Raw genomic sequence first — 26,590 nt, 5'->3', positions numbered from 1 at the left:
TGTCCTCACCTCTTTTTCATACTTTGATCTGACTGAGCACCTCGCCGATGCTTCCCTGAATCAGCAGGTTGGCGTTGCGGTCCTGCGGGGTACTGGTGCGGTTAATCAGAACCAGACGATCCCCGCTGTAGTAGTCAATCAGGCTTGCGGCCGGATATACCGCAAGGGAAGTCCCGCCGATAATCAGCATGTCCGCGCGCTCAATCGCCTCCACCGCGCCGTAAAGCGTGCGCTGATTGAGACCTTCTTCGTACAGAACGACATCCGGTTTCACGGTGCCGCCGCAGGAACAGGTCGGGATTCCCGTACTGTTCAATATGAACTCCGCGTCGTATAGCTTGTGGCAGCGCCGGCAGTAATTGCGGTGGACGGAACCGTGCAGCTCATAGACCGTTTTGCCCCCCGCCATCTGATGCAGGCCGTCAATATTCTGCGTAACCACCGCGGTCAGTTTTCCCGCCTGCTCCAGTTCAGAGAGCTTTTTGTGCGCGGCGTTCGGCTTCGCGGTCAGGCAGAGCATCTTCGCCCGGTAAAAATCGTAGAATTCTTCCGTATGTGTTTCATAAAAGCTGTGGCTCAGCATGGTTTCCGGCGGATAACGGTAGTGCTGATGATACAAACCGTCCACACTGCGGAAATCCGGGATCCCGCTTTCAGTGGACACGCCCGCCCCTCCGAAAAACACAATGCGTGTGCTGTCGCTAATCATATTCTGCAGCTTTTCAATATTCTGTTCCATTACGAAGCCTCCGTTCTTTGCTACTTCTATATTTATATTGCACCTATGGCGGCAATTTTTCAAGAGAAAATTTCAAAGCAAAAAAATAGCCATATTTGCATAAATGATTTATTTCGACTATAATAATACAGAATAAAAAGACGGGCGGTGGATGTGAAAATGCAGGAAAAGGCAGCGCGAATCATCAACGAGGTAAAAAAAGCAGTCGTTGGAAAAGACGTGATTATCCGGAAAGTGCTGATGGTGATTCTGGCGCAGGGACACATCCTTCTGGAGGATATCCCTGGAGTCGGAAAAACCACGCTGGCTCTCGCCTTTTCCAAGGCAATGTCACTGGATTATAAACGGGTTCAGTTTACGCCGGACGTAATGCCGACCGACGTAACGGGATTTTCCATCTACAACAAGGCGACCGGCTCACTGGAGTACAAGCCCGGTGCGGCCCTGTGCAATCTGTTTCTGGCTGACGAAATCAACCGTACCTCCAGCAAAACGCAGTCCGCTCTTCTGGAGGTAATGGAAGAGGGCAGCATTACGGTGGATGGAACCACCCACCCCACGCCGAAGCCCTATATTGTAATCGCCACTCAGAACCCCATCGGTTCCGTAGGCACGCAGATGCTGCCGGATTCCCAGCTCGACCGCTTTATGGTACGCCTGACCATGGGTTACCCGGAGCTGTCGGACGAAATTGAGATTCTGAAGCGCAAACAGGGGGACGACCCGCTGGAATCGGTGCAAAAGGCTGCCGACGCGCGGGAAATCCTCGCCATGCAGAACGAGACGGATACCGTTTATCTTTCAAACGATTTATACGGATACATTGCCCGATTGGTAAGCGCTACGCGCGAAAACAGCCTGATCCGGCTGGGCGCGAGTCCGCGCGGCTCCATTGCTCTTGTAAAGATGGCACAGGCAAGCGCCTACCTGTCCGGCAGGGACTATGTGGTCCCCAAGGATGTGCAGTCCGTCTTCGCCGATGTGGTGGAGCACCGGATTATTTTAAAGCCCCAGGCGAAAATAGGCAACGTGACCGCAGCCGGCCTGCTCAGGGATATTTTAAGGGATGTCCCCGCGCCCGCCGTCGCGCAGAAATAGGGGCGCGCCATGTTCCGCTGTCGTGCTTCCTACTGCGCCGTACTTGCCGCCGCGGTTCTGTTCTTCATCTTTTTCAAGGAATATCTGTCCTTCTTTACGCTGATTTTTATTCTTGTCCTGCCGCTGTTTTCCCGGCTGTTTCTGACATTTGCCGTGCGCGGCACAATAATCGAACTGACGGCACAAAATGCCACCCCCTATAAAAATCAGGAATTCCCTGTGTATGTAACACTGAGGAACACTTCCGTGTTCCCTCTTCTGCGGGTAAAAATGCATTTTACCTTTGAAAACATACTGAGCGGAGAAAAGCAGGAGCAAACCCTATCCACCCCGGCAAACGCCCGCTCGGAACAAACCGCACAATACCGGATGCAGTCACGGTACTGCGGCCGGATCGCGGTAAAACTGACCCTGCTTCAGTACTATGATCCGCTGGGAATGTTTTGCATCAAAAAAAATACGAATCTGCAAACCGAGTTCTTTGTGGCTCCCCGGGTGCACCCGATCGACTCCTCCGTCGACATGACGGCTACCGCGGGTACGGAAAACAATACCTATTCGGAAGAAAAGCCGGGCGACGACTCGTCTGAAATTTTTGACGTGCGCGCGTTCCGCAGCGGCGACCGCCTGCGCAGTATCCACTGGAAGCTCAGTTCCAAGTTGGACGAGCTGATGGTAAAGGAATTCAGCCTTCCAGTAGACAGTGGGATTGTTATCATTTTGGAGCTGCTTGCGCCGGATATGAGAATACTGGACGCACTGATGGAAACGGCCGCCTCTTTATCTCATTTCTTTACGGAAAACCAGATCCGCCACCGAGTGGAATGGTACGGTAAGGAGGAAGGCCGCCTGAATTCGGCACTGATTCAGAGCGATGAGGATTTGGCTTCCCTGCTGAACAGCCTGCTTTCCGCACAGTATTACCGTGAAGAATCGTATGCTTTAAAGTCCCGCGGCAAAACAGAGCAGGAATCGGGCGGCTTTTCCCACGCTGTTTATATTACCGGAAAGCTGACCGAAGCAATTACGGAGCTTTGCGACCGGCCGAGCGGAGAAAAACTTACTGTGCTGTGGGTCGGTGACGAAACAGACAGTGAACAGCTTCGGCTGGCGGACGCTCTGCACGCGATGAACACGGAAGTCATAACGATCTATCCCGAAAAAATACAGCAGAGCCTTTCCGGCCTGATTCTATGAAGGAACAGGTGAGCCGCATGAATACAGAAAATCAGCTGCCGGACGCCTCCGGCTTGAATATTTCACCGCCCCGCCTGAGCGGACAGGCGCCGTCCCCCGTTCTGAACACGGTGTTTCGGCTGCTCGTCATTTTGTCCGGTGTTTTTGGCGCGGGCTGGTGCTTTATTTCCGCATTTTCGCTCCCTGTGCTGCCGCTGACGGTATTTGCCTACACCCTGCTGTTTACTGCCGCCTTCGCCGTCATCGACTCGTTAAAGCGTTTCCAGCCCCTGCTTCTCTTTGCGTTTTGTTTTGCTTACTGCACAGCGGTCTGGTACCTGCGCCAATCGATTTTTCAGGGATTTCTGATTACCGTAAACCGAATGATGACAGCCTACGCGGAACATTCCGATTATGAGTTCCCCATCTACCTTGTTTCGGCTCCGCCTGCGCAGTATTCCCGGCTGTGCACCCTGTTTGTGCTGATTATCCTGTTCCTTGTCACGGGGCTGACAAGCAGCGCCGTAATCAGGCGAAAAAGCTTCTGGCTGGCTTTTTCCGCCACTTTTCCGCTTTTGCTCTCTGCGCTCGCTTTTACGATAACTCCCTATTTCCCCGCTGTTTTACTGCTGTTCCTCTGCTGGACACTGATGGTTCTTTCCCGTCTGTCCGCTGAAAAGAAAAAGGATTCTTCCAAGAGAAAGCAAGGCTTTTCCGTGAAAAGCGACGCGGTGTCCTCCAGAAGCGGACTGCTGGCGGTTCCGGCGGTTCTTCTGAGCTTTGCGCTGATTCTGGCAGTGTTTCCGCCGCAAAACTACCGGCATCCCCAGACAGCGGAAAAGCTGCGTACTGACATGATTAACACCGCGACGGACGACAGCCTGCTCAACGGCGGAAAAGCCTTTGCCGGAAACGTATCCCACGTAGACCTGTCCGGGGCGGGTCGGGTGGAATTCACCGGAAAAACCGCCCTTCGCGTCAAGACGGACCGGCCGTATCCCCTCTACCTGAAAAGCTTTGCCGGAAGTGTCTATACCGGCTCCAGCTGGGAACTGCTGCCGGATTCCGATTATACCGGCATTAATCAAAAGCTCAGCGAGCTGAACGTTCAGAACATGTCCGAAAAATACGCCATCCTGACCCGCCGCCAAAACAATCCTAATTTCCGACCGTTTGGGATTCAGGTTCAGAATGTCGCGGCGGCAAAACAATGCATCTATGCGCCGTATAACCTGACGACCACCCCGCAGCAGATTTCCGGTGTGCGGTTTATTAACGACGCGTTTATCCGCTCCGGCACTCTTTTCGGCACCGGTGAATACAGCCTTTATGCGTATGCCCTGTCGGAAGAGGCAAGCCAGTCCTCCCCAAAGGAGATGCTTTTATCGCTGGCCCCGAATTCTCTGTTCAGGACAAGGGATGCGCAGGCTTACCTGATTGCACAAAACCACCTGAGCAGACTCAACTCCACAAATATCGCGGATTATTACAAAATCACGCTGCCGGACAGCCTTTTGAACGGTCTGGAAGGGGAAAAGAAAACCTTTGTCAGCGCGGAACAGGATTACCGGCTCTTTTTGTACGACAAATATACGCAGCTGCCGCAGGGCACAAAAGAAAAAATATTGAATCTGATGAAACAGGACGAGCGGCTGAAAAGTTTCTTTGCAGAAGACTTAACCAGTTCCTACTCCTACGCGTCTGTAAGCAGCATTTCCAACGCGGTTAAAAAATATCTGAGCGATCACTGCTACTATACTCTTTCGCCGAAAAAGCCGCCGCAGGGCATGGATTTTGCCGATTATTTTCTGTCGGAGAGCCATGAGGGCTACTGCGTCCATTTTGCCACTGCCGCCACCGTCATGCTGCGGGCAATGGGCGTCCCGGCCCGTTATGCGGAAGGCTATATTGTCACGGCGGGGGACTACCTGAATGTGGGAAACGACGGCTGGGCAAATATTCCCGACAGCCGGGCACACGCCTGGGTGGAGTTCTATTCCCCGGGACTGGGGTGGCAGCCGTTTGACGTTACGCCCGGTTTTGATCCGGCAAAAAGCTTAACACAGGATAACAACCCGGTAAACCAGCCCCCGGCAGCCATAACGGAAACCAGCAGCGCACCCCCGGAAAGCGCGGCGCAAAGCGAACCGGAAACCGCCTCTTCCCAGCCCGCGCAAACCGAATCGTCTTCTTCCGCGAGCTCCGCCCCCGGCGTGGCACCGCAGCGGAACCCGGATTTAAGCACTACCACTCTGCCGCTAGTCCTTATCGCCGCGTCTATTACCCTTCTGATTGTCTCTACAGTGATAAAACGCCGAGTTGTAATAAAGCGCCGTTCAAAGACATTCGCGCTTACAGACGCCAGCAGAGCCGCTGTTGCGATTTATGTTTATCTTGCAAAGCTGGAGAAATACGGTGGAGAAATCAGCGAGGAAATCAGCGGTCTCGCGCTGAAGGCCCGGTTCAGCCGTCAGGGCATTACGGAAGAGGAACGAACCAGAATGGTAAACTATGCGGAACAGACGGCGCGTACTTGCTACGAACAGCTGCCAAGGGCAAAGCGGTTCGCATTCAAATATGTGGATAATCTGATTTAGTGCCACAGCTCAACCGCTTCTTTCCTGCTGAAAACGTCAAAAAAGCACCGGGTGTGGATTGTTACTCCACACCCGGTGCTTCTCTTTGCATCGATATTTATTTTGTCATCAGGCTGCAGATCTGATTGGAAAACGCGACCGGGTCGTCTATGCTGACGCCCTCAATCAGCAGGGCCTGTGTATACAGCAGGGACGCGTACTCCTTCAGGGTATCCTTGTCATTTTCATACAGGTCGCGGAGCTTTGCGAAAACCGGATGGTTCGCGTTGATCTCCAGCACGCGCTGTGCCGTGACTTTTTCGTCGGTCGGCATGGCGTTCAGCACTTTTTCCATCTCTATGGAAATCGCGCCGTCCGTAGACAGACACACCGGGTGAGTTTTCAGTTTCTGTGACAGGATTACCTGTTTGACCTTGCCGTCAAGGGAATCCTTCATAAAAGTCAGCAGATCCTTGTTTTCTTCGACCTGCTTTGCGGCTTCCTTCTTCTCCTCTTCGGTCTCCAGTCCCAGATCATCGGCAGAAACGGAACGGAATTCCTTGTCGTCATACTTCATCAGCATGCGCAGGGCAAACTCGTCCACATTGTCGGTAAGATAAAGGATTTCGTAGCCCTTGTCCTTCAAGGCCTCGGTCTGCGGAAGCATATCCACCTTATCCGTGGTTTCCCCACTGGCATAGTAGATGTATTTCTGTTCCTCTTTCATGCGGGAAATATATTCTTTAAGGGTAACCAGCTTCTTTTCACTGGAAGAGTAGAACAGCAGCAAATCCTGAAGCACGTCCTTGTGCATGCCGTAATCCTGGTAAATGCCGTACTTTAACTGCAACCCAAAATACTTAAAGAATTCTTCGTATTTTTCACGCTCGTTCTCCAGCATCGTTTCCAGCTCGGACTTGATTTTCTTTTCCAGACGTCCTGCAATGATTTTCAACTGACGGTCATGCTGAAGCATTTCACGGGAAATATTCAGTGAAAGATCCTGTGAATCAACAAGGCCGCGCACAAAGCTGAAATAGTCCGGCAGAAGATCCGCACAGCGGTCCATAATCAGCACGCCGTTGGAGTAAAGCTGAAGCCCCTTTTCGTAATCCCGCGTATAGAAGTTCATCGGCGCCTTGGCGGGAATGAACATCAGCGCGTTATAGGTTGCGGTTCCTTCGGTACTGGAATGAATCACCTTGATCGGATTAACGTAATCCATGAATTTGCTCTTGTAAAATTCATTGTATTCGTCTTCGGTGATTTCATTTCTATTTTTCCGCCAGATAGGAACCATGCTGTTCAGCGTTTCATTTTCGGTATAGGTTTCGTATTCGTCCTTGCTGCCTTCCTTCAGGCGGCTTTTCTCTACATCCATTTTAATCGGGTAGCGGATATAGTCGGAATATTTCTTTACAAGGTTCCTGATGGTGTAGGAATCCAGATATTCGTCGTAGTTGTTGTCGTCCGTATTCGGCTTGATCTTTAAAATAATTTCGGTGCCGTGGTCCGCTTTTTCACAGGGCTCCATGGTATACCCGGTGGTTCCGCTGCTTTCCCAGCGATTAGCCTGTTCTGCGCCGTAAGGTTTGCTGATGACGGTCACTTTTTCGCTGACCATAAATGCGGAATAGAAGCCCACGCCGAACTGGCCGATAATTTCAATATCTTCCTTTTGCTCGTTTTCTTTTTTGAAGTTCAGCGAGCCGCTTTTGGCAATGGTGCCAAGGTTGTTTTCCAGCTCTTCTTTCGTCATGCCGCAGCCGTTGTCGGTAATAGTCAGCGTGCGGTTTTCTTTATCCGGAATAATCTGAATGCAGAAATCATCCCGGTTCAGTCCGGTGTCGCCGTCGCTCAGCGTCCGGTAATACAGCTTATCAATGGCGTCACTGGCATTGGAAATCAGCTCGCGCATAAAAATTTCCCGATGGGTATAAATGGAATTAATCATTAAATCCAAGAGACGCTTGGATTCCGCTTTAAACTGTTTTACTGCCATAATCAACCTACCTCTGTCCATTATTTTAGCACTCAAATCTTTCAAGTGCTAAAATAATTTTAATACAAGCTTTTGGAAAATGCAAGTAGGTGAATTGTTAATTTTTTGTTGCGGACGGGCATTACGGCTCCGGAACATAGCTGTGGTCTACGGTAAGAACCACAAAATAGTTTGGGTCCAGCTTGTCGACTTCCTCCGTTATCCGCCGGGTCAGCTCGCTGTCGCTCATGGGAAACGCAAAGGAAACGCAGATGTCAAAGATCAGATTGGAGTGAGTGGTGCCCCACACTACCCGAAAATCGTGCATACTGATTTCGGGCGAAATGCTGCGGATAATCTCCGCAACCTGTTTTTTCAGCTGATTGGTGCGTTCGTCGTCCGTGACAATCGGATCCAAATGGATTACAAGGTGTATTCCCTTTTCCTGTAGAAAATCGCGTTCAATATTGTCGATAATATCATGGCTCACCATAATGTCCTGACTGGCGGAGACTTCGCAGTGGACAGAGGCAAAGCAGCGCATCGGCCCGTAATTGTGGACGTTGAGGTCATGGATTCCCAAGATCCCGTCGTAGCTCATGATCTTAGCGTAAATATCATCCACCAATTCTTTTGAAGGCGCCATGCCGAGAAGCGGATTGCTCGTTTCAACAATCAGACGCACTCCCGTAATCATAATGAACAGAGCGACAATCACACCCATGTATCCGTCAAGATTGAAGCCCGTAAAATAAGTGATCAGAATGCCTGCCAGAACGGACAGGGTGGCAAACACATCGTTCAGGCTGTCCGCCGCATTTGCCGAAATGGTGGAGGAGCCGATGGTTTTCCCAACCTTTTTATAAAACAGGCACTGCCACAGTTTAATCAGTGCAGATAACAGCAGTACACCGACGGAAACCAAACTGAATTCGGCGTCCACCGGGTTCATGATTTTATCGAAGGAACTCTGAACCAGCTGAAAGCCAACCATCAGAATGACAAACGACACAATCAAGCCGGAAAGATATTCAATGCGTGCGTGACCGTACGGATGCTCTTCATCGGCCGGTTTCCCCGCCAGCTTGAAGCCCACCAGCGTCACAACGGCGGAGCCGGAGTCCGAAAGGTTGTTGATGGCGTCCGCGGTAATTGCGATGCTGTGAAAAACGATTCCCGTTGTAATCTTCATAAAAAACAGCAGGATATTCGTCACGATCCCGACCGCGCCGGAAAATTTTCCGTAACGCTCCCGCACCGTGCTGTCATCTGTTTTTTGATAGTCCTTAACAAAACAGCGAATCAAAAACTGAAACATAGCTACACCTCAAAAAGGCTGCCTCCACAGCAGTCGATTGCCGTAAACAGCGGAAAGTCCTCTATTTGCAGCTCTTTTACAGATTCACAGCCAAGATCTTCAAATGCAAGCACCTTGACCGAACGGATACATTTTGCCGCCAGCGCGCCCGCACCGCCAATGGCACACAGATACACCGCCTGATTGCGCCGGATGGCTTCCATGACTTCCGGAGAACGCCCGCCCTTGCCGATCATGCATTTCAGTCCCAGGTCAAGCAGACGGGGCGCAAACACATCCATGCGCGAGGAAGTGGTCGGCCCGCAAGCGCCAATGGGTAAGTGGTCCGGCGCGGGTGTTGGACCCGCGTAATAAATGGAGGCGTTTTTCAGGGTAAACGGGAGCGGCTCCCCTTTGTCTAGCATCCCAAACAGTCGTTTATGCGCGGCGTCCCGCGCGGTGTAGATCGTGCCGCTCAACAGAATTTTGTCCCCGGCGCGCAGGGTTTTGGCGGCCTGCTCCATATCATCCGTATGAATCCTCAATCTGTCCATGCTAACCTCACAACTATCAGAATAGGGAACTGCAGTACAGTTCCCTATCAATTTATTTTATTATTATTCATTATAGCATATACCCGAACGGATTAAAACATATTTTTCTTTCTCAAGATAAAATAGGCAATCCCCATGCAAACAAGAGAAAGCGATACCGGGAACCAGAAGTTCGTCAACGGAATTCCGGTGACGTTCATCCCGTAAATACCGGAAATAACGGTCGGGATGGAAATCAAAAGGGTCAGGGAGGCCAGCACCTTCATGACCATGTTCAGGTTGTTGGAAATCACGGAAGCAAATGCGTCCATCGTACCGGAAAGAATGTTCAGGTAGATATTTGACATTTCTATGGCCTGCTTTACTTCAATCAATACGTCTTCGACCAGATCCTGATCCTCGTCGTACAGCTTGACAACGCGGCCGCGCATGACTTTTTCAATGGTAATCTCATTCGCTTTGAGCGAAGAAGAAAAATATACGAGAGATTTTTCTATATCCAAAAGCTGAATCAGCTCAGAATTTTTCATGGATTTACGAAGCTCGCGCTCCACAAAATTGCTGATTTTATCGATCTGTTTTAAATACTGCAGGTACCTCGATGCCACACGAAGCATAAAATGCAGAACAAAGCGGGTCTTCATGTTGGTCTGAACGCCTTTGACAACGTCATCCGTAAATTCATTGATAATCGGGTTCTCTTTGGTGGATACTGTAATCACGTTTTTCTCCGTTAAGATCATGCCGACCGGCGTCGTGCTGTAGGTAATATTCTTACCGGTTTTCTCAATGACCGGTATGTCAATAATAATCAGGGTGCATTCGTCTTCCTTGTCAATATGGGAAGATTCCTCTTCATCCATAGCCGCCCGAAAAAAGTCCGGTTCAATCTGAAAATCCGCAATCAGGTTGTTGATTTCCTCATCATTTGGTGCCACGCAGTTAATCCAGCATCCGGGCTCACAGGAAGGAATCGGCGAGATGTGGCCGTTGATTGTCTTGTAATAGGATAGCATTGCGCTCATCTCCTTTATTAAATTTTATAAAATGTCGACTTAAAGGGTCAGGTTTCACAATGCCACCCCCAGTATGTTCAAATTCGGATTCTTTTATTCCAAAAGTTATTATATCACAATATCACGAGATTACAAGAGCAATCCGGGTATTTTGAGCAATATTTGTTCAAATCTGTTCTAAAATGCTCTACATGGCTAATTTTGAGTGAATTAGGGCAATTATGCCCAAATTTTTTGTTAGTTTTATAAAATGAAAAAACGGCGGATACGAAACCGTACCCGCCGAAACTGATAAAAGCTACTGCCCCGCGGCAAAAACACCGCTATGTAGAAATCAGAGACTTTTTGCCCAAAATCCGAAGAGCAAATTATTTGCGGTTGAAAATCGACATAATGTCGGTAAAGTCCTCGTCATCAATCGGGTTTGCCTTGCTCACCGGCTGTGCGGGCTCGTCCTTCTTTACTTCCTGCTCGGACTTGTTCGGGGCAAACACGGTTCCATTGTTTGTGGCAAAACCGGTGGCGATGACGGTGACGCTCATTTCGTCGTCCATATTCTCATCAAACGCCGCGCCCCAGATAATGTTGGCATCCTGATGCGCCTGCGCGGCAATCATGGAGGAAGCCGTTTCAATTTCATCCAAGCCGATGTCCGGGGAAGAGGTAATATTGATAATGACGCCCTTGGCGCCGTTGATGGCGGTTTCAAGAAGCGGGCTGGAAATTGCCATATTGGCGGCGGTTTCCGCCTTATCCTTGCCGGAAGCCCTGCCCACGCCCATGTGCGCGTAGCCTGCGTCCTTCATCACCGCGGTTACATCCGCAAAGTCAAGGTTAACAAGACCCGGCAGTTTAATCAGGTCGGAAATGCTCTGTACGCCCTGGCGGAGAACATCATCGGCAATAGAGAATGCATTGATAAGGGTAATGCGCTGTTCGCTGACCAGCTTCAGTCTTTCGTTGGGGATGACAACAAGGGAGTCCACATGTTCGCGCAGAGCGGTAATTCCGCTTTCAGCCTGCTCCATACGGCGCCGGCCTTCAAAATCGAAAGGCTTGGTCACAATTCCAACCGTTAATACGCCCATGTCGCGCGCAATCTCTGCGACAACCGGAGCGGCACCGGTACCTGTCCCACCGCCCATACCGGCGGTAATGAACACCATATCGCTGCCACGGATGGCGGCTGCGATCGCCTCACGGCTTTCATCTGCGGCCTTCTGACCCATTTCCGGTTTGGAGCCCGCGCCCTTTCCGTGCGTAACCTTTTCGCCGATCTGTATTTTTTGTGTTGCCTTGGAACGGTAAAGCGCCTGTTTGTCAGTATTGACACTGATAAATTCAACGCCCTGAACGCCCATAGTGACCATGCGGTCAATGGCGTTTCCGCCGCCGCCGCCTACACCGATTACTTTAATCTGCACAATGTTGTCAAAGTCATTGTCAATTTCGAAAGACATGTGCTGCATCCCCCTTAATATACGTCTATTGTCTGCGGTCCGGCGGACTACCGCGGCGCAAACATCATTTTTTAATTTCAATATTAATTTAACACGATTTGGTCACAATTTCAATAAAATTCTATCTTATTAAGTATAGTATAATCCGGTTATAATAATATTCATTATAAGAATTAACCACTGCTATTTTGTGAAGACTGAGCCGCTGAGGAAGAGGTTACCGAATAGTTTGGATCAAAGAAAGCGTTGTTTTCTTCCACTGCCACAGAAAGATTCAGCGTACCGCGTTCATTATCCTTTATTTTTCCCGCATCCAAAATACTTTTCGCAAATCGGATCTTGTAGTCAAAGTCCGACGGCAAGCCTAAATTCATAATAATGCGTCCATCATAAACGATTAGGATTTTATAAGGATTACTGAAGTCCATTTCCGTAATTTTTCCAAGCTTGTTGTTGGTGACAGCGGCACTCAGCTCCTGAAAAGTCTCTTTTTGGGAAGTGTCCCCGTAAACAATGTCCTTTCCCACCTCAGCCTTGGAAAGGGAGAGTCCTTTGATGGAAGTGCAATTTTCCGGCATCTTCGTTGCAAGCTCAAGCACCTTGCCGTTCGCGCTGACCACTGCGTACTTTCCCTTGTACTCCATCGCGCCGGAAACCGCTTCCTGCGTCACCTCAATCACAATTTTTGCGGGCAGCCGCCGGGAAACCTTTGCCGTACCAATGTACGGCAGCTTTTGCTCAATGGAAGCCGCCGCATTTTTTGTATGGGCCAGAAACAGGTTCTCCCCTTTTTGAATCCCCCCCGCCTGCACAATTGCCTGCGCCGGATAGCGGGAGGTGCCAACTACTTCAATCGCTTCTATTTTAAACAGAACTGTCAGGGATACAACAACCGCCCCCACAATCACCGCAAGAAACAGGAAAATATAAAACAGGAGAAGGAACCTGCGTCTGCGCCGTTTCCGGGTATCCGCCCTGCTCTTGGGCGTGGCGTACTTTCCCTTTCGCCCGCCGCCCTGTTCTTCCCAATCGGAAACCGGACGGTATTCCCCGCTGTTCTTATCGTAAACACGCGGAATGGGATTCTTCCTGTCTTTTCGGTTCCTGTCCATTTGTTATCCTCCGGTAGTGGGATTAGATTCTTTTAATGTCTGCCCCAAGCAGCGCTAGGCTTTTTTCAATACTTTCATAGCCGCGGTCCAGATGCTTCAGGCCCGAAATCAGTGTGGTGCCCTGCGCCGCAAGCCCCGCTACGACAAGGGCGGCTCCGCCGCGCAGATCCGCGGCCTCCACCGGGGCGCCGGAAAGCCGGCTGACGCCTTCCACAATGGCCACGCGTCCCTCCACCTTGATGGTAGCTCCCAGACGCATCAGTTCTCCAACATGCTTATATCGGCTTTCAAAGATATTTTCAACAAAAATACTGGTTCCGTCCGCCAGTGTGGTCATTGCCATTACCGGCGCCTGTGCGTCGGTTGGAAACCCGGGATACGGCATCGTCCGGACACTCTTAATTCTTCCCAGCCGTTTCGGCGCCGTAATTTTAATGTTGTGATCCAGAACATCAATTTGGCACCCGCACTCTTCAAAAACCGGAATAACGGGAGCAATATGTTCGGGGATTACACTCGCAACAGTCAGCGTACTGCCGGTAATTGCGGCTGCCGTTAAGTAGGTCGCCGCTGCAATGCGGTCGGGAATCACGCTGTGTTCGCACCCGGTCAGGCTTTTGACCCCTTCAATGACGACGGTGCTTTCTCCGGCGCCCTGAATTTTGGCACCGCAGGAATTCAGAAAGTCGGCCAGATCCCAGATTTCGGGTTCCCGCGCCGCGTTGGTGATAACCGTAGTTCCTTTTGCGCGGCTGGCCGCGATAATGATATTCTCTGTCGCACCCACGCTTGGGAACGACAGATTGATACAGGCTCCCTGTATGCCGTTCGGTGCGCTGCATTTCAGACAGCCGTGGTCCTCTTCAATGACCACCCCCATCTTGCGCAGCGCCAGAAGATGCAGGTCAATGGGTCTGGGCCCCAGTTCGCAGCCGCCGGGGAAGGAAAGCTCCGCCCTGCCCATGCTGCTGACAATTGCGCCCAAAAAAATAATAGAGGAGCGCATCTCCCGCATCAGAAGATCCGGGATTTCGTATTCATTCGCGCTGGTTGGATCAATGGCAACGTCACTTCCGGAACGTTCCACGCGGCAGCCCAGGTATCGCAGAATTTTCAGGGATGTGTCCACATCCGACAAAATAGGACAGTTATGTAGTATGCACTGACCGCCGCAGAGTAAAGAAGCCGCCATAAGAGGCAATGTGCTGTTTTTCGCGCCGTGAATATGGATTTCTCCTTGTAATTTATTCGGTCCCTGTATTAAAAGCTCTGACATAACAACACCCCCACATAGTCTAATCACATACTATGCGGTCTTTTGTTCTGCTGTGATTGCTTTATCAGATGCCCGCGAGAACCTCTTTCATAATTTTGTAGATTCGTTCATTCGTATCAAGGATCGCCATGCTGTGAGCATTTTCCCCAAGAGACCGGATGGTTCTCGGCTTTTGGAAAAGGTCGTCCACCATTTTGCACAGCGCCGAGCCGGAAAGATCCTTTTCCTCCAGAATGGCGGCCGCGTTGCGGCTGACCATAGCCATCGCGTTGTGATACTGATGATTTTCCGCCACATTGGGAGACGGAATCAGAACAGACGCTTTCCCCTGTGCCTGCAGCTCGCTGAGCGAAATTGCACCTGCGCGGCAGATCACAAGGTCTGCGGCGGCAAGGCATTCCGGCATATTGTTGATGTATTCCCGGATGTCAATTTCGGGATGCTCGGAAAGATTCAAGCCCTTTTCTTTCAAAAGATCCGGAAACCATCCGCCCCACTGACCGTAGCCGTGGATATGCTGGAAGCGGCCCGTTTTGGCGCTTTTGACCAGCAAATCCGCAACTGCCTCATTGATTTTGCGTGCGCCGAGGCTGCCGCCGAACGACAGAATCAGCGGACGCTCGTCCAGATGCAGTGCTTTGCGGGATTCCTCCCGGTTTGCGCGGATAACAGCCTGTCTTACCGGATTGCCGGTAAGAACGCATTTGGCGGAAGGGTCAAGGTATTTCTGAGCGTCCAGCACCGCAAGCATGGTTTTGTCCGCGTGTTTGGACAGCATTTTGTTGGTCACACCCGGGAACGCGTTCTGCTCGTGGATAATCGACGGAATTTTCAGCTTCATCGCTTCGCGCAGAACCGGCCCGGCAACATAGCCGCCGGTGCCCACACAGAGATCGGGCTGAAATTCCCGAATGATTTTTCTGGCTTCCCGGCTGGAGGTGAAAACATGCACCACGGTCTTCACGTTTTTCTTGATGTTTTTCCAGTTCAGCTTACGCTGAAAACCGGAAATTGTGATACTCTGAAAATCAAAACCAGCGGCGGGAACCAGCCGTTCCTCCATGCCGCCCTTTGCGCCGATATACAAAATCTGCGCGTCCGGTTCCTTTTCACGAAGATATCCGGCAATGGCAAGCGCCGGGTTGATATGTCCCGCGGTGCCGCCGCCGGCAAATAATACTTTCATGGCAATACCTCTTTTATCAGGCTGTCGATAAAGTCGCGCAACCGCAAAATTGTTTTACAATTTTGTTTACTGCGTTGGCTGTGCTTGCAAATTGCGGTCACATACAACAAGTATGCTCCCTTATTTGCGGCGCTTGCCGTCTTGTCTTGCACGATTTCTCGACGCCTGACAGTTTTTCGACACTCTCTTTATATTGGCCGCCACTGGCGGATGCTAAGTTTTTTCAATGGCCGACGTTCGTGAGATGGAAAGCACAATCCCCATCTCCGCCAGCAGAATGACCAGCGAGGTACCCCCGTAACTGAAAAACGGAAGACTGATGCCGGTGTTCGGAATGGTGTTGGTTACAACGGCGATATTCAGAACGACCTGCAGTCCGACCTGTACCACCAGACCGATGCCCAGCAGCATGCCGAATTTGTCTTTTGCTTTAAGCGAAATGCTGATGCCGCGCCAGACCAGCATGGCAAACAGGATGATGATAATCAACGCCCCGATAAAACCCAGTTCCTCGCAGACAATCGCAAAAATGAAGTCGTTCTGCGGTTCGGGCAAATACAGGTACTTCTGTCTTGACTGGCCAAGACCAAGCCCCAGAAGTCCCCCGGAGCCAATGGCGTAAAGCGACTGCCGCGTCTGCCAGGTATCCTCCATAATCGCCTTGCTCGCCGTGGAAAACGGGTCCAGCCAGGCAACGATACGGTCGTTGGCGTAGCTGAATTTCTGTGTAAAGAGAACCAGATACGCAACCGCCGCGCCCGCCCCGCCAAACGCAAGACCGAACCAGCGCAGACGCACCCCGCCGATAAACAGCATGACCCCTGCCAGAATTACCATAATTACGGTAGCGGAAATATGGGGCTCCAGCACCAAAAGACCGACCGTGGCGCCAAGAATCAGAATATACGGCAGAACGCCGTACCGGAAGGTGTCCATTCGCTTAAAATTCAGGGAAATTAAGTGGGAAAACACCAGAATCATTCCGAATTTGGCAACTTCGGACGGTTGGAACTGCCCTAACGGCCCCAGATCAATCCAGCGGTGAACGCCGTTGATGCGCGGCGTGAAAAGCACAAGCGCCAGCGCCATAAACGAAACAAGGAGAATGGGAATGGCAAACTTGTGCAGATGATGATAATCGAAATAAGAAATAAAAATCATTGCGGCTACGCCCAGTACTGCAAAAAAGGCCTGACGGCTGATGAAAAAGTAGCTGCTCCCGTGGCGGTAGTATGCGTTGGCATAGCTCGCCGAAAAGAGCATCACCAGACCAATGACAAGCAGGGTAAGGATCAAAAACAGAAAAGGCATATCCATGCCTGAACGCACGGAAAAAATCCGAAATTTTTTTCGGATTCCGCTTGTTGCCGGCTCTTTGGTATCCCGGTCCGCCTCAGCCTTACGGGACCCGCGGGGGGCGGCATGCTGTTTTTCTTTTGTCTTTGTCATGGTGTCCCCCCTTCCCCGTTTTCAGGGCGTGCATTCCTGTTTATTTAAACATATGAGAAACAAAATATTTGTCATAATTTCAATGCTGTGCATCTGTAGAGAAAATATCCGTCAAAATCCGTAATATACAAGCAAAGCGGAGCCAATGCCGAACAGAACCGTCACCAAACCGAACACACGGCAGATTTTCAGTTCTCCCCAACCGCACATTTCAAAATGGTGATGAATCGGGCTCATTTTAAAGAGGCGTTTTCCGTGTGTCGCCTTAAAGTAAGATACCTGCAGCACAACGGAAAGAATTTCACAGATATAGATAATGCCGAGCGGCAAAATCAAAATCGGAAGATTCAGCCCGAAACCAAGGGCACACACAATCCCGCCCAAAAACAGCGAGCCGGTATCGCCCATAAAGACTTTCGCCGGGTTCATGTTCCAAATAAGAAATCCCAGGCAGCCGCCCGCCGACGCGGCGGCAAAGATGCTCATACCGTGAATGCCGATCATTCCGGCAATCAGCATAAAAAAGAGGCTTACAAAAAAAGTAACCGTCGCGTTCAATCCGTCGATTCCATCCGTAAAATTGACGGCGTTGACCATTCCGACGATACCAAGCAGCGCAATCACCCAGTACCAGATGCCCAGGTTCACACTGCCCACAAACGGAATCAGGGTGACAGAGGTGCTTCCGGCCAGACGCAAGGAATACAGATATGCGGCCGCAATTACAAACTGGAGAACGAGCTTCTGCCGTACATTCAGTCCCAGATTGCGTTTTTTGACAACCTTGATATAATCATCGAAGAAGCCGACCGCTCCAAAGCCGATCGCCATCAGCAATCCGCCAAAGATTTTCGTTCTCATCATCATTTCCAGAGAATTCTTTTCGGTTACGCTGAAGTACAGCGGAACACAGGTCAGAACGGCGATAACAATCCCTATCATAAACATGAAACCACCCATGGTGGGGGTACCGTTCTTCTTTTGGTGCCATTTGGGGCCTACCTCACGGATCGTCTGGCCGAAATTGATTTTATGCAAAAAAGGCACCATCCACCTGCCAAGCAGAGCGGTAATCCCAAAGGACAGAATAACCGCGGAAATGATCCAAACCGAATTCATATGTTCTGACTCCACCTTTTTATCGTTGTAGCCCGCACTGAAAATGCGGACGTAATATTATACCATAATTCTTCTGTTTTTTTAATCCCCGATTTTAAGGCTGTTCAATGCGTCAAGAACCTCGGCGAACGGAATTCCGCAGGCGATGGCGGCCGCCGCAGCGGCCAGCGCGGGACCGACCCAGTCGGAGTTTTCCGTGGCAAGCCGAACCCTGCCGATCACCCCGACCCCAATCATTTCAAAGGCGGAAAACCCTTCCGACAGCTTGCGGATATTTCTTGCCGTGAAATCGGCGCTGTCACTGACAGTAGAATAGGTAAGCGGCTTCAGGGCGGCAATTTCGGGCATGGCGGAAAAGGCGTAGTCCGCCACGCAGACCGCGAACCCTTCCACAGGAGGGCACTGCGCGTCGCAAAGGAGCAGAACCGCACGCTGGACGTCTTGCGGGACAGGATTCTCCGCGACCGCAGGCAAATAGTTTTCGTGGCCGCAAAATTTCAATATATCCTTTAATATCGAAATAGTATGCCCTTTTTTATCGCTGACAGCAATCAGTTTTTTCGCTGAATAAAAGTTTGCCAAAATTGTCATCCCCCTGCGCAAAATGATTACTCCACCTGATTCGGCTCTATAAATCCGACGGTCACAACCGTCCCGGGCGCCACTTTAGTGCCCTCGGCAATACTCTGCGAATTGGAAATCGGGTTGTTGCCGTTGGTCAGCGCCGCGCCGGAGATACTGATATTGATTCCCGCATCCGCGGCCCTCTTGTTGGCGGCGGAAAGAGAAAGTCCGACCAGCTTCGGCACCGTGGCCGTCTTGCTTGCGCCCGAATCATCCATAAACAGCACCACCGTGCCGTTTTGCGGAATCGTCTTGCCCGGCTCCGGAACCTGAGAAACAACCTTTTCCCCGCTTCCGTAAACCTTCGGGGTCAGCTTTATCTTGACAAGATCCGCTTTGGCCTGTGCAACGGTTTTCCCAACAACGTCCGGAGCGGTCACATCTAGCTTTGCCAGCTCCGTATCGGTATATTTGCGCTCTACGCCGAGGTACGGCAGAATTTCCTCCATCGTTCTGGAGAAAACAGGGCCGGCTACGGCTGCGCCGTAGTAGCTGTCCCCGTGGGGCTCATCATAGAAGACCAGCATGGCAACCTGAGGATCGTCTGCGGGAGCAAACCCGCAGTAAGAAGCAATGTACTGCATGGTTCCCGTTTTCTGGAACACATCCATCTTCTGGGACGTACCGGTTTTTCCGCCGACACGGTAACCGGGCAGATAGCCGTTTTTCGCCGTACCGATGGTCGCGTTGGTCTGCAGAATTTTGCACATACGCTGCGATATGTCCGTGGAAATTACCTGACGCTTCGGCGTTGTGTCGGCCGTTTTGACGATATTTCCGTCAGCGTCAACAATCTGGCTGACCACATGGGGCTGCACCAGATAGCCGCCGTTGGCGACCGCCGCAGCGGCGGTAATCATTTGAATCGGCGTAATACTGAAGTTTTGTCCGAACGACTCTGTGGCAAGCTCAACCGGATTCAGCTGTGCCGCGGTATAGAAAATACTGCGCGACTCACCGGGCAGATCGATTCCCGTCTTGGCCGTCAGGCCGAAAGCAGTAAAATATTTGAAGAAATTGTCGGGCCCCAGTCTTTCACCCAGCTGCACAAAGACGGGGTTGCAGGAATTGCAGAGTCCCTGCACAAAGTTCTCGCTCCCGTGGCCGTAAGATCTCCAGCAGTGAATGGTACGGTCGGAAACTTTGATGGAGCCGCTGCAGAAGAAGGTCGAGTTTTCATTGACTACCCCCTCCTCCATTGCGGAGGAACCCGTCACCATTTTAAATACGGAACCCGGATAATAGGTGTCGCTGACCGCTTTATTTCTCCACTGTTTTTCCCGAGCTGCTTTCAGCGCATCGTTTTTTGCCGTTCCTTCGGGCATTGCGGCAATCTGCGCGGCCTCCGTCTGGTCGGCTACGGTAAACGGGTTGTTCGGGTCAAAGTCCCCTTTGACCGCCATCCCCAAAATCGCGCCAGTCTTTACGTTCATGACAATGCCGCAGGCGCGGTTGCCGACCTTATTGGTAATAACGCCTTCCTGCAGGTTCTTTTCAAGAAAGTGCTGTACCACTTCGTCAATGGTCAACACCAGGCTGGAACCGTTCTGCGCTTCTACCTTCTGCTCGTACTGGAAAGGCATATCCGTTCCAATGGCGTTTTTGGCGGTAACCAGTTTACCGGGTACGCCGGTCAGATAGCTGTCGTACTGCTTCTCAATTCCGTAAAGTCCCTGACTGTCCGTTCCGGTAAATCCCAGTACGGAGGCCGCGAACGCACCGTACGGATAATATCGCTTATAATCCTCAATCAGCCGGATTCCGCTGCCGATTTCATTGTCCGACTTGAATTTAAGGACCTCATCCTTTACATCTGTTTCCACCTTGCGCTTCAGTTCGTCGTAATACGTCTTTTTCTTACTGCGCTCCATAATCTCGTTTTTATCCATGCCCAGGATTTTTGACAGGCCGTCCGCGATTTTCTCCCGGTTTTTATCCGTAATGAAGGCAGGCTCCAGCACTACCTTCCAAACCGTTGCGCTCTGGGCGAGCGGCTTCATGTTGCAGTCATAGATGGTGCCGCGCTGGGCGCTGATGGAGGTGTCTTTCAGCTGCTGGTCAACCGCGCGGGTCTGAAGGCTTTCCCCTTCCACCAGCTGCAGTCTGGCAAGGCTGAAAATAATTGCACCGAATCCCACGGCAATCAGCACGACCAGTACAAAGATCGTGCGGCGCCACATTCTGATTGTCGTACCTTTTGCCATTGCTGCTCCTCCCGAAAAGCTATATTACAAAAATGAGAGTCAAGATCTGCTCTCAACTCTCCTTTTTTGCATACCAAACCAAACATCTCAACAAATTTGGGTAGTAATACTTATTTATCAATTATTTTTTTTATGACAATAATTGCAGGATAGAGTTCCAAAGCGAAGTGAGCCAGTTATCATCCCCGCTGTTTTGAACGACCTGCGTTTTATCCCCTTTGGAAAGGGCGATCGGCTCCACCTGATTCTGCTCAATCTTCTTCAGGCCAAGCTTGTTGGTCGCATAATTTTCCACGGTCTGCAGGGAAAGCTGGGAATCCGATTTCATCTGAAGCTGCGTATAAACGCTTTCGCTCTCATTCAGCGTTTTTGTCGCGGCATTCAGATTCTCGGTCAGTTCAGTCAGCTGCACCTGCCCGTATACCATGGTTCCCACAATGCTAATCATAATGCCGAACGCAAGAAAAGTAGACACGACACGGAAAGGATTGAGTTTTACCCTTCTGTTCTGCTCCAGTTTTTCTTTTGGAAGTTCAATAATATTGCTTTTTTTCTGAGGTTCTTCGTGCTGTCGTTTGGGTTCAAACAACGCAAAATCATAAGCTTCGTTGCTGTTTGGAGAAGCCATATTTTCACTTCCTGTCATACTGAATGATAATAAGAAATTTATTACAGTTTAATGCAGACGCGGAGTCTTGCGCTGCGGCTGCGGGGGTTCTGTTCCAGTTCCGCTTCACTCGGCGCAAGTCCCTTTTTGTAGAGCAGCTCCGCCCTTGGCTTTTTTCCGCACACACACACCGGAAAATCCGGCGGGCAGGTGCAGCCCGTACACCACAAAGCCATGCGCTGCTTGACAATTCTGTCCTCCAGAGAGTGGAACGTAATCACTGCCAGCCTTCCGCCGGGCTTTAAAATAGAAAATGCGGCGTCCAGCCCCTGAGAGAGCCTGTCCAGTTCTCCGTTGACTTCAATTCTCAGCGCCTGAAAGGTTTTACGGGCGGGATGTCCCTGTTCGCGGCGAACCGCTGCGGGAACGGATTCCTTAATAACTTCCGCCAGTTCAAGGGTAGTTTCAATTGGTTTTTCTTCCCGTGCCTTTACAATTCCTTTCGCAATGCTGCGGGCGTTTTTGTCTTCGCCGTAGCGGCTGATGATCTGCGCAAGCTCCTGCCATGACAGGTTGTTGACCAGATCCGCGGCGGAAACGCCCGTCTGGCTCATGCGCATATCAAGAGGTGCGTCGGAATGGTAGGAGAACCCGCGCTCCGGGTTGTCCAACTGATAGGAGGAAACGCCTATATCGAGTAAAACGCCGTCAACAGGGGTAAGCTTTAAGCTTGCCGCCACTTCGGCCATTTCGGAAAAGTTCGCCTGATAGATTACGGAACAGCTGTAGGACTTCAGCCTTTCGGTAACGGTTTTAATTGCGTCGGGATCCTGGTCAATGGAAAGAAGCTTTCCCGTTGTAAGCCTATCCGCAATCGCCTGCGAATGGCCCCCGCCGCCCGCAGTCCCGTCAATATACACCCCGTCGGGATGAATGTCGAGGCTTTCAATGGTTTCGTCAAACAAAACCGGTTTATGAAGAAATTCCATACTGATACCACCCGCTTAAAGCTCAAGCATATCCATTGCTTCGGCTATGCTCTCTTCTGTCAAAGTGGAATTGAAATCATTCCAGCGTTTGCTGTCCCATATTTCCGCCCTGCTCGACGTACCGATAAAGGTCACGTCTTTGGTAAGCTGCGCGTGGTCACGCAGAACCTGCGGAATGAGGATACGCCCCTGCTTGTCCGGTTCGACTTCCGCCGCGCCGGAAAAGAAAAAGCGCTGAAGGCCCCTTGCCTTGGAAATCGGCATCGCCTTTACCTTGTCCTGAAGCCTTGTCCACTCCTCCGGTGAAAGAACAAACAGACAGCCGTCCAGCCCTTTTGTGATATAAAAATGCTCGCCCAGATCCTCACGGAATCTGGCCGGAACAATCACACGGCCCTTGGTGTCTATATTATGTTGGTACTCGCCGATTAACATCGCAAGCCACTTTTCGGGTAAAAGCACACTCTGAAAACCACTTTGTGCTACTTACCCCCACCTTTCACCACTTGTGTTTTGATTATAACGTATTTATATTTAAAATGCAACTGTTATTTTTTTGATTATGTCAACCATTTTCCCTTGTTTTTTCGCGTAAAATCCTATTTTGGTGCATAAAAAAACCACGGTACAAGATCTTGTATCGTGGTTTTGCAGAAATATAAAAATTATGCTTAATTTTGTCCGGAACGCTGCGAAGCTTTTATATTTTGTCTGGTCTGACGCAGTTCCGAAAGGTTGGCGGCAAGACCGTCATCCGTACGCTTCATCAGGTCGTCTATGTAATCATTGGAGGCCTTTCGCATTTCACGGAATTTCGTCTGCGCCTGGCTGAGCAGGTCGTTTGCTTTCTGCTGCGCCTGTTTGACGATTTCGTCTTGATTAACCATGGCCTTGGCACGTTCCTCCGCCACCCGGATGACGGTTTCGGCCTCGCGCTTCGCGTCGCTGATAATCTGTGCGCGGTCCGCGCAGATCGCCTTTGCCTGACGGATTTCCTGCGGAAAACTTTCGCGGATCTCGTCAAGAATCTGTTTGATCTCGTCACCGTCCAGCACCGCACGTCCGCGGCTCAGCGGAAAGCTCCACGCTTTATCCACCATATCGTAAAGTTCGTCGACCAGGTCTTCGGTATTTAACTCGCTCATAATGCTATGCCTCCCCTAAACTCAATCTTTCTTTAATATCGCTCAAAATACACTCCGGCACAAAATTAGAAATATCTCCGCCGAAGCGGGCAATTTGTTTGACAATACTGGAACTTAAAAACATGTTTTCGGCGCTGGTCGTCAGGAACATGGTTTCCAGATTGGGATTCAGCTTTTTATTGGTCAGAGCCTGCTGAAACTCATATTCAAAGTCCGACAGAGCCCTCAGTCCCTTGACAATCGCCGTCACGCCGCGCTCCCGGGCGTAATCGGCAAGAAGCCCGTCAAAACCAACCACCTCTATGTCATCCATGCCGCGGGTACAGCGTTTTAAAAGCTCTATTCTTTCGTCCACAGTGAACAGCGTGTGTTTTTCCGGATTTACCAAAACAGCAACAATGGTCTTGTCAAAAACTTTGCGCGACCGGTTGATGATGTCCATGTGGCCTAATGTAACCGGGTCAAAACTACCCGGACAGATAGCGATTTTCATTATTCGGTCACGTCCTTATGTCTGTATAGGGTCAGCTGGATTTTCCCGTGGCGATAACTGCGAGCAAGGACAAAATTCCCCGCTTCCTGCGGCATTTCTTCGTCGCGCGGATGCTCACAGATAATCGTTCCGCCGGTATTCATCACTTCCGCGGTCAACGGCAGTGCGCGCTGCAGCAGGCCTGTCCGGTAGGGCGGGTCGAGAAACGCTAGGTCAAAGTGCTCCCGGTTCTGCAGCAGAAAGGCGGCAAAATCCATGGTTTTGACCACTGCGTTTTCAGAAAGGCCGGTATGCTCCAGATTCTTTTGAACAACAGAAACAGAATTTTTGCTCGCGTCCACAAACACCGCCTGCTTTGCGCCGCGGCTCAGTGCTTCAATTCCCAGCTGACCGGAACCGGCAAAAAGGTCCAGCACTCTTCTGCCCTCAATCTGAAACTGAAGGGCGCTGAACAGAGCCTCCTTTACCCTTTCCGGCGTGGGGCGGACGCTGTCGCCCTCCAGTGTGGTCAGCCGCGAACCGCGGGCAGACCCGGTGATAACTCTCATATATGAATCTCCTTAAAATTTACAAAATAATCCTATAACCGTTATTATCCCATTAACAGGGCGCCGTGTCAACTTCTTTCCTCTTGGGGATGGAAATATTGGAACAGATTTCGCGCCGCCGGTTTCGTCATACCGGGTGCGGCGGCCAGTTCCTCCAGATCCGCGTTTTTGATTGCCCGTATCGTCTTAAAGTGCTTTAAAAGCGCTTTAGCCCGGGTCTGGCCGACACCCTCGATGGTGGTCAATTCGGAAGAAATCGTTGTTTTTTTGCGCGCCTGCCTGTGGTATCCAATCGCAAAACGGTGTACCTCGTCCTGAATGGAAGAAACCAGCGTAAAAGCCTTCCGGTTGGAGTTGATCGCAATCTCGCCGCCGTCCGTCGCAATCGCGCGGGTGCGGTGTTTGTCGTCCTTGACCATGCCGAAAAGCGGAACCTGAAGTCCGGAGGCTTCCAGCACGGGTCTGACCGCACTTACCTGTCCCTTGCCGCCGTCGAGCAGGATCAGATCCGGCAGACGTCCGAATCCTTCCGTACTATTTTTTCCCTGTGCGTCAAAATATTCATGGAAGCGGCGCTCAAGGACTTCCTTCATGGAAGCGTAATCGTCCTGACCCTCCACCGTTTTGATTTTGAATTTCCGGTAAGCGGATTTGAGCGGCCTGCCGTTTTCAAATACGACCATGCCCGCCACGTTCTCGCTGCCGGCAAGGTTCGAAATATCGTAGGATTCAATATAGATGGGCGGCTGTTCCATTCCCAGAAGACGGCCAAGCTCGTCCAGAGCGGAGGCTTCCCGCACAGTCCGCCCCGTAGCCTGCGCCACCTGCTCCGCCGCGTTGTTGCGGCACATTTCTACAAGCTGGGCCTGTTCGCCCTTCTGCGGTACGGAAACCGTTACCTTTCTTTCCGCCTTCCGGCTCAGCCATTCCCCCAGCAGCTCCGTATTTTCGGTCGGGCCGTCCAGACAGACGCGCGGCGGAATCCGGTCCCGCATGGCGTAATAACGTTCAATAAATTCCCCGCGTGCCGTTTTGGGATTCCCCGTTTCACCCATTAAAAAGGTTTCGCGGTCGCAAAGGCGTCCGTTCAGAAAACGAAAAACTTCAAAGCAGCTTGTGTCCGCACCCTGTGCCAGCGCGATGATGTCCTGCTCCGGCACACGCGCAGCCACCACCTTCTGGCGGTCGCTCATGCGTTTAATTGCCGTCAGCCGGTCACGAATCCGCGCGGCGCGTTCAAATTCCAGCGCTTCGGCCGCTTCGTTCATCTTTTTCTCCAGTTCGCGCATACTCTTTGCGCTTCCGCCGCGAAGAAAATCAATGGCCTCCTCCACCAACTCGTTGTACTCCTGCTCGCTGATTCTTCCGCGGCACGGCGCACAGCACTGCTTAATGTAATAATTCAGACACGGCCTCGCTTTGCCGATGTCCTGCGGAAATTTGCGGGAGCAGGACGGCAGCCGGAAAATTTTGAGCGCTTCATCAATGGATTCCTTCGTCGCCCAGGAGCTGACGTAGGGGCCGATATAATTCGCGCCGTCGTCAAGAACCTGCTTCGCCTGCGAAATTCTGGGCCACGGCCCGGCAGTAATTTTAATATAATGGTAGCCCTTGTCATCCTTTAACAGGATGTTGTATTTCGGCGTGTGCTGCTTTATCAGGCTGCACTCCAGCACAAGAGCTTCGAATTCACTGTCCGTCAGAATATACTCGAAATACTCCACGTTGCTGACCATGCGGCGAACCTTTTCGTCATGGTTCTTTTCCGAGCCGAAATACTGGCTGACACGGTTTTTTAACGCCTTTGCCTTGCCAATATAGATAATTTTGCCCGACTTGTCGTGCATGATATAGACACCGGGGCTGAGCGGAAGACGCATGGCGCGGCTTCGAAGCTCCTTGATATGCTTTTCATGATCTGTCATGGTATCCCTCCACTCC

The 26,590-nt window shown here is 51.1% G+C and carries 23 protein-coding genes; 3 read left to right on the top strand and 20 right to left on the bottom strand.

Annotation, left to right across the window (positions count from 1 at the left end):
* Positions 1-16 precede the first annotated feature (16 nt).
* Positions 17-739, bottom strand: a complete 723-nt coding sequence (locus tag J5W02_RS02580) for an NAD-dependent protein deacylase (RefSeq protein ID WP_219964078.1) — start codon at positions 737-739, stop codon at positions 17-19.
* 159 nt (positions 740-898) lie between these two features.
* On the opposite strand from J5W02_RS02580, the gene J5W02_RS02575 reads away from it, so the two are divergent.
* From J5W02_RS02575 to J5W02_RS02565, 3 genes are read left to right on the top strand one after another with little or no spacing between them, the layout of a single operon-like run.
* Positions 899-1,837: an AAA family ATPase gene (locus J5W02_RS02575; RefSeq protein WP_219964434.1), complete on the top strand. Its 939-nt coding sequence runs from the start codon at positions 899-901 to the stop codon at positions 1,835-1,837.
* Between the two features lie 9 nt (positions 1,838-1,846).
* Positions 1,847-3,034 carry a DUF58 domain-containing protein gene (locus tag J5W02_RS02570; RefSeq protein ID WP_219964077.1) on the top strand — a complete coding sequence of 396 codons (1,188 nt, stop codon included), beginning with the start codon at positions 1,847-1,849 and terminating at the stop codon, positions 3,032-3,034.
* Positions 3,031-5,610 (top strand): transglutaminaseTgpA domain-containing protein, encoded by a 2,580-nt coding sequence (locus J5W02_RS02565; RefSeq protein WP_219964076.1) that lies wholly within the window; start codon positions 3,031-3,033, stop codon positions 5,608-5,610. Before J5W02_RS02570 ends, J5W02_RS02565 begins: the two co-directional genes overlap by 4 nt.
* A 97-nt stretch (positions 5,611-5,707) precedes the next feature.
* Here the strand turns inward: J5W02_RS02565 and htpG are convergent, their stop codons facing one another.
* From htpG to uvrC, 19 genes are all read right to left on the bottom strand, one after another.
* The gene (htpG, locus tag J5W02_RS02560) at positions 5,708-7,591 is read right to left on the bottom strand and encodes a molecular chaperone HtpG (protein WP_219964075.1); all 1,884 of its coding nucleotides are present in this window, start codon (positions 7,589-7,591) and stop codon (positions 5,708-5,710) included.
* A gap of 121 nt (positions 7,592-7,712) precedes the next feature.
* Entirely contained in the window at positions 7,713-8,888 is a 1,176-nt protein-coding gene (locus J5W02_RS02555; protein WP_219964074.1) for a cation diffusion facilitator family transporter, read from the bottom strand.
* A 2-nt stretch (positions 8,889-8,890) separates the two neighbouring features.
* Positions 8,891-9,421 carry a FumA C-terminus/TtdB family hydratase beta subunit gene (locus J5W02_RS02550; RefSeq protein ID WP_219964073.1) on the bottom strand — a complete coding sequence of 177 codons (531 nt, stop codon included), beginning with the start codon at positions 9,419-9,421 and terminating at the stop codon, positions 8,891-8,893.
* Between the two features lie 92 nt (positions 9,422-9,513).
* Complete coding sequence (locus tag J5W02_RS02545; RefSeq protein ID WP_219964072.1) at positions 9,514-10,437, bottom strand: magnesium transporter CorA family protein; 924 nt, start codon at positions 10,435-10,437, stop codon at positions 9,514-9,516.
* Positions 10,438-10,805: 368 nt separating this feature from the next.
* Positions 10,806-11,897: a cell division protein FtsZ gene (gene ftsZ / locus J5W02_RS02540; RefSeq protein WP_219964071.1), complete on the bottom strand. Its 1,092-nt coding sequence runs from the start codon at positions 11,895-11,897 to the stop codon at positions 10,806-10,808.
* 173 nt (positions 11,898-12,070) lie between these two features.
* Positions 12,071-13,009 (bottom strand): cell division protein FtsQ/DivIB, encoded by a 939-nt coding sequence (locus J5W02_RS02535; RefSeq protein WP_219964070.1) that lies wholly within the window; start codon positions 13,007-13,009, stop codon positions 12,071-12,073.
* Positions 13,010-13,031: 22 nt separating this feature from the next.
* On the bottom strand, positions 13,032-14,285 hold the full coding sequence (gene murA, locus J5W02_RS02530; protein ID WP_219964069.1) for a UDP-N-acetylglucosamine 1-carboxyvinyltransferase: 1,254 nt from the start codon (positions 14,283-14,285) through the stop codon (positions 13,032-13,034).
* Between the two features lie 64 nt (positions 14,286-14,349).
* Positions 14,350-15,471: an undecaprenyldiphospho-muramoylpentapeptide beta-N-acetylglucosaminyltransferase gene (gene murG, locus J5W02_RS02525; protein ID WP_219964068.1), complete on the bottom strand. Its 1,122-nt coding sequence runs from the start codon at positions 15,469-15,471 to the stop codon at positions 14,350-14,352.
* A gap of 213 nt (positions 15,472-15,684) precedes the next feature.
* The gene (gene ftsW / locus J5W02_RS02520) at positions 15,685-16,920 is read right to left on the bottom strand and encodes a putative lipid II flippase FtsW (protein ID WP_255575513.1); all 1,236 of its coding nucleotides are present in this window, start codon (positions 16,918-16,920) and stop codon (positions 15,685-15,687) included.
* A gap of 111 nt (positions 16,921-17,031) precedes the next feature.
* Positions 17,032-18,039, bottom strand: a complete 1,008-nt coding sequence (mraY, locus tag J5W02_RS02515; RefSeq protein WP_219964067.1) for a phospho-N-acetylmuramoyl-pentapeptide-transferase — start codon at positions 18,037-18,039, stop codon at positions 17,032-17,034.
* A gap of 81 nt (positions 18,040-18,120) precedes the next feature.
* Positions 18,121-18,621 carry a hypothetical protein gene (locus J5W02_RS02510; protein WP_219964066.1) on the bottom strand — a complete coding sequence of 167 codons (501 nt, stop codon included), beginning with the start codon at positions 18,619-18,621 and terminating at the stop codon, positions 18,121-18,123.
* A 26-nt stretch (positions 18,622-18,647) separates the two neighbouring features.
* On the bottom strand, positions 18,648-20,867 hold the full coding sequence (locus J5W02_RS02505) for a penicillin-binding transpeptidase domain-containing protein (RefSeq protein ID WP_219964065.1): 2,220 nt from the start codon (positions 20,865-20,867) through the stop codon (positions 18,648-18,650).
* Between the two features lie 130 nt (positions 20,868-20,997).
* Complete coding sequence (locus tag J5W02_RS02500; protein ID WP_219964064.1) at positions 20,998-21,495, bottom strand: hypothetical protein; 498 nt, start codon at positions 21,493-21,495, stop codon at positions 20,998-21,000.
* Positions 21,496-21,536: 41 nt separating this feature from the next.
* Entirely contained in the window at positions 21,537-22,463 is a 927-nt protein-coding gene (gene rsmH, locus J5W02_RS02495) for a 16S rRNA (cytosine(1402)-N(4))-methyltransferase RsmH (RefSeq protein WP_219964063.1), read from the bottom strand.
* Positions 22,464-22,478: 15 nt separating this feature from the next.
* Positions 22,479-22,898, bottom strand: a complete 420-nt coding sequence (mraZ, locus tag J5W02_RS02490; protein WP_219964432.1) for a division/cell wall cluster transcriptional repressor MraZ — start codon at positions 22,896-22,898, stop codon at positions 22,479-22,481.
* A 236-nt stretch (positions 22,899-23,134) separates the two neighbouring features.
* Entirely contained in the window at positions 23,135-23,608 is a 474-nt protein-coding gene (locus J5W02_RS02485; protein ID WP_219964062.1) for an ATP synthase subunit B family protein, read from the bottom strand.
* Between the two features lie 4 nt (positions 23,609-23,612).
* Positions 23,613-24,101 carry a pantetheine-phosphate adenylyltransferase gene (gene coaD, locus J5W02_RS02480; RefSeq protein ID WP_219964061.1) on the bottom strand — a complete coding sequence of 163 codons (489 nt, stop codon included), beginning with the start codon at positions 24,099-24,101 and terminating at the stop codon, positions 23,613-23,615.
* A complete protein-coding gene (rsmD, locus tag J5W02_RS02475; protein WP_219964060.1) occupies positions 24,101-24,649 on the bottom strand; it encodes a 16S rRNA (guanine(966)-N(2))-methyltransferase RsmD in 549 nt (182 codons plus the stop codon). The genes coaD and rsmD overlap by 1 nt, the downstream gene beginning before the upstream one ends.
* Positions 24,650-24,717: 68 nt before the next feature.
* Positions 24,718-26,574 carry an excinuclease ABC subunit UvrC gene (gene uvrC / locus J5W02_RS02470; protein ID WP_219964059.1) on the bottom strand — a complete coding sequence of 619 codons (1,857 nt, stop codon included), beginning with the start codon at positions 26,572-26,574 and terminating at the stop codon, positions 24,718-24,720.
* Positions 26,575-26,590 lie beyond the last annotated feature (16 nt).

The sequence above is a fragment of the Caproiciproducens faecalis genome (assembly GCF_019448085.1).
In the GTDB taxonomy this organism is placed as follows: Bacteria; Bacillota; Clostridia; order Oscillospirales; family Acutalibacteraceae; genus Caproiciproducens; species Caproiciproducens faecalis.
Note: the sequence above shows the minus strand (reverse complement) of the source record. Positions and strands in the feature narration are given on the sequence as shown.

Excerpts from the sequence above, each read along its gene's own strand:
- J5W02_RS02580 (WP_219964078.1), bottom strand. The coding sequence starts at position 739 with ATGGAACAGAATATTGAAAAGCTGCAGAATATGATTAGCGACAGCACA.
- J5W02_RS02575 (WP_219964434.1), top strand. The coding sequence starts at position 899 with ATGCAGGAAAAGGCAGCGCGAATCATCAACGAGGTAAAAAAAGCAGTC.
- J5W02_RS02570 (WP_219964077.1), top strand. The coding sequence starts at position 1,847 with ATGTTCCGCTGTCGTGCTTCCTACTGCGCCGTACTTGCCGCCGCGGTT.
- J5W02_RS02565 (WP_219964076.1), top strand. The coding sequence starts at position 3,031 with ATGAAGGAACAGGTGAGCCGCATGAATACAGAAAATCAGCTGCCGGAC.
- htpG (WP_219964075.1), bottom strand. The coding sequence starts at position 7,591 with ATGGCAGTAAAACAGTTTAAAGCGGAATCCAAGCGTCTCTTGGATTTA.
- J5W02_RS02555 (WP_219964074.1), bottom strand. The coding sequence starts at position 8,888 with ATGTTTCAGTTTTTGATTCGCTGTTTTGTTAAGGACTATCAAAAAACA.
- J5W02_RS02550 (WP_219964073.1), bottom strand. The coding sequence starts at position 9,421 with ATGGACAGATTGAGGATTCATACGGATGATATGGAGCAGGCCGCCAAA.
- J5W02_RS02545 (WP_219964072.1), bottom strand. The coding sequence starts at position 10,437 with ATGCTATCCTATTACAAGACAATCAACGGCCACATCTCGCCGATTCCT.
- ftsZ (WP_219964071.1), bottom strand. The coding sequence starts at position 11,897 with ATGTCTTTCGAAATTGACAATGACTTTGACAACATTGTGCAGATTAAA.
- J5W02_RS02535 (WP_219964070.1), bottom strand. The coding sequence starts at position 13,009 with ATGGACAGGAACCGAAAAGACAGGAAGAATCCCATTCCGCGTGTTTAC.
- murA (WP_219964069.1), bottom strand. The coding sequence starts at position 14,285 with ATGTCAGAGCTTTTAATACAGGGACCGAATAAATTACAAGGAGAAATC.
- murG (WP_219964068.1), bottom strand. The coding sequence starts at position 15,471 with ATGAAAGTATTATTTGCCGGCGGCGGCACCGCGGGACATATCAACCCG.
- ftsW (WP_255575513.1), bottom strand. The coding sequence starts at position 16,920 with ATGACAAAGACAAAAGAAAAACAGCATGCCGCCCCCCGCGGGTCCCGT.
- mraY (WP_219964067.1), bottom strand. The coding sequence starts at position 18,039 with ATGAATTCGGTTTGGATCATTTCCGCGGTTATTCTGTCCTTTGGGATT.
- J5W02_RS02505 (WP_219964065.1), bottom strand. The coding sequence starts at position 20,867 with ATGGCAAAAGGTACGACAATCAGAATGTGGCGCCGCACGATCTTTGTA.
- J5W02_RS02500 (WP_219964064.1), bottom strand. The coding sequence starts at position 21,495 with ATGGCTTCTCCAAACAGCAACGAAGCTTATGATTTTGCGTTGTTTGAA.
- rsmH (WP_219964063.1), bottom strand. The coding sequence starts at position 22,463 with ATGGAATTTCTTCATAAACCGGTTTTGTTTGACGAAACCATTGAAAGC.
- mraZ (WP_219964432.1), bottom strand. The coding sequence starts at position 22,898 with ATGTTAATCGGCGAGTACCAACATAATATAGACACCAAGGGCCGTGTG.
- J5W02_RS02485 (WP_219964062.1), bottom strand. The coding sequence starts at position 23,608 with ATGAGCGAGTTAAATACCGAAGACCTGGTCGACGAACTTTACGATATG.
- coaD (WP_219964061.1), bottom strand. The coding sequence starts at position 24,101 with ATGAAAATCGCTATCTGTCCGGGTAGTTTTGACCCGGTTACATTAGGC.
- rsmD (WP_219964060.1), bottom strand. The coding sequence starts at position 24,649 with ATGAGAGTTATCACCGGGTCTGCCCGCGGTTCGCGGCTGACCACACTG.
- uvrC (WP_219964059.1), bottom strand. The coding sequence starts at position 26,574 with ATGACAGATCATGAAAAGCATATCAAGGAGCTTCGAAGCCGCGCCATG.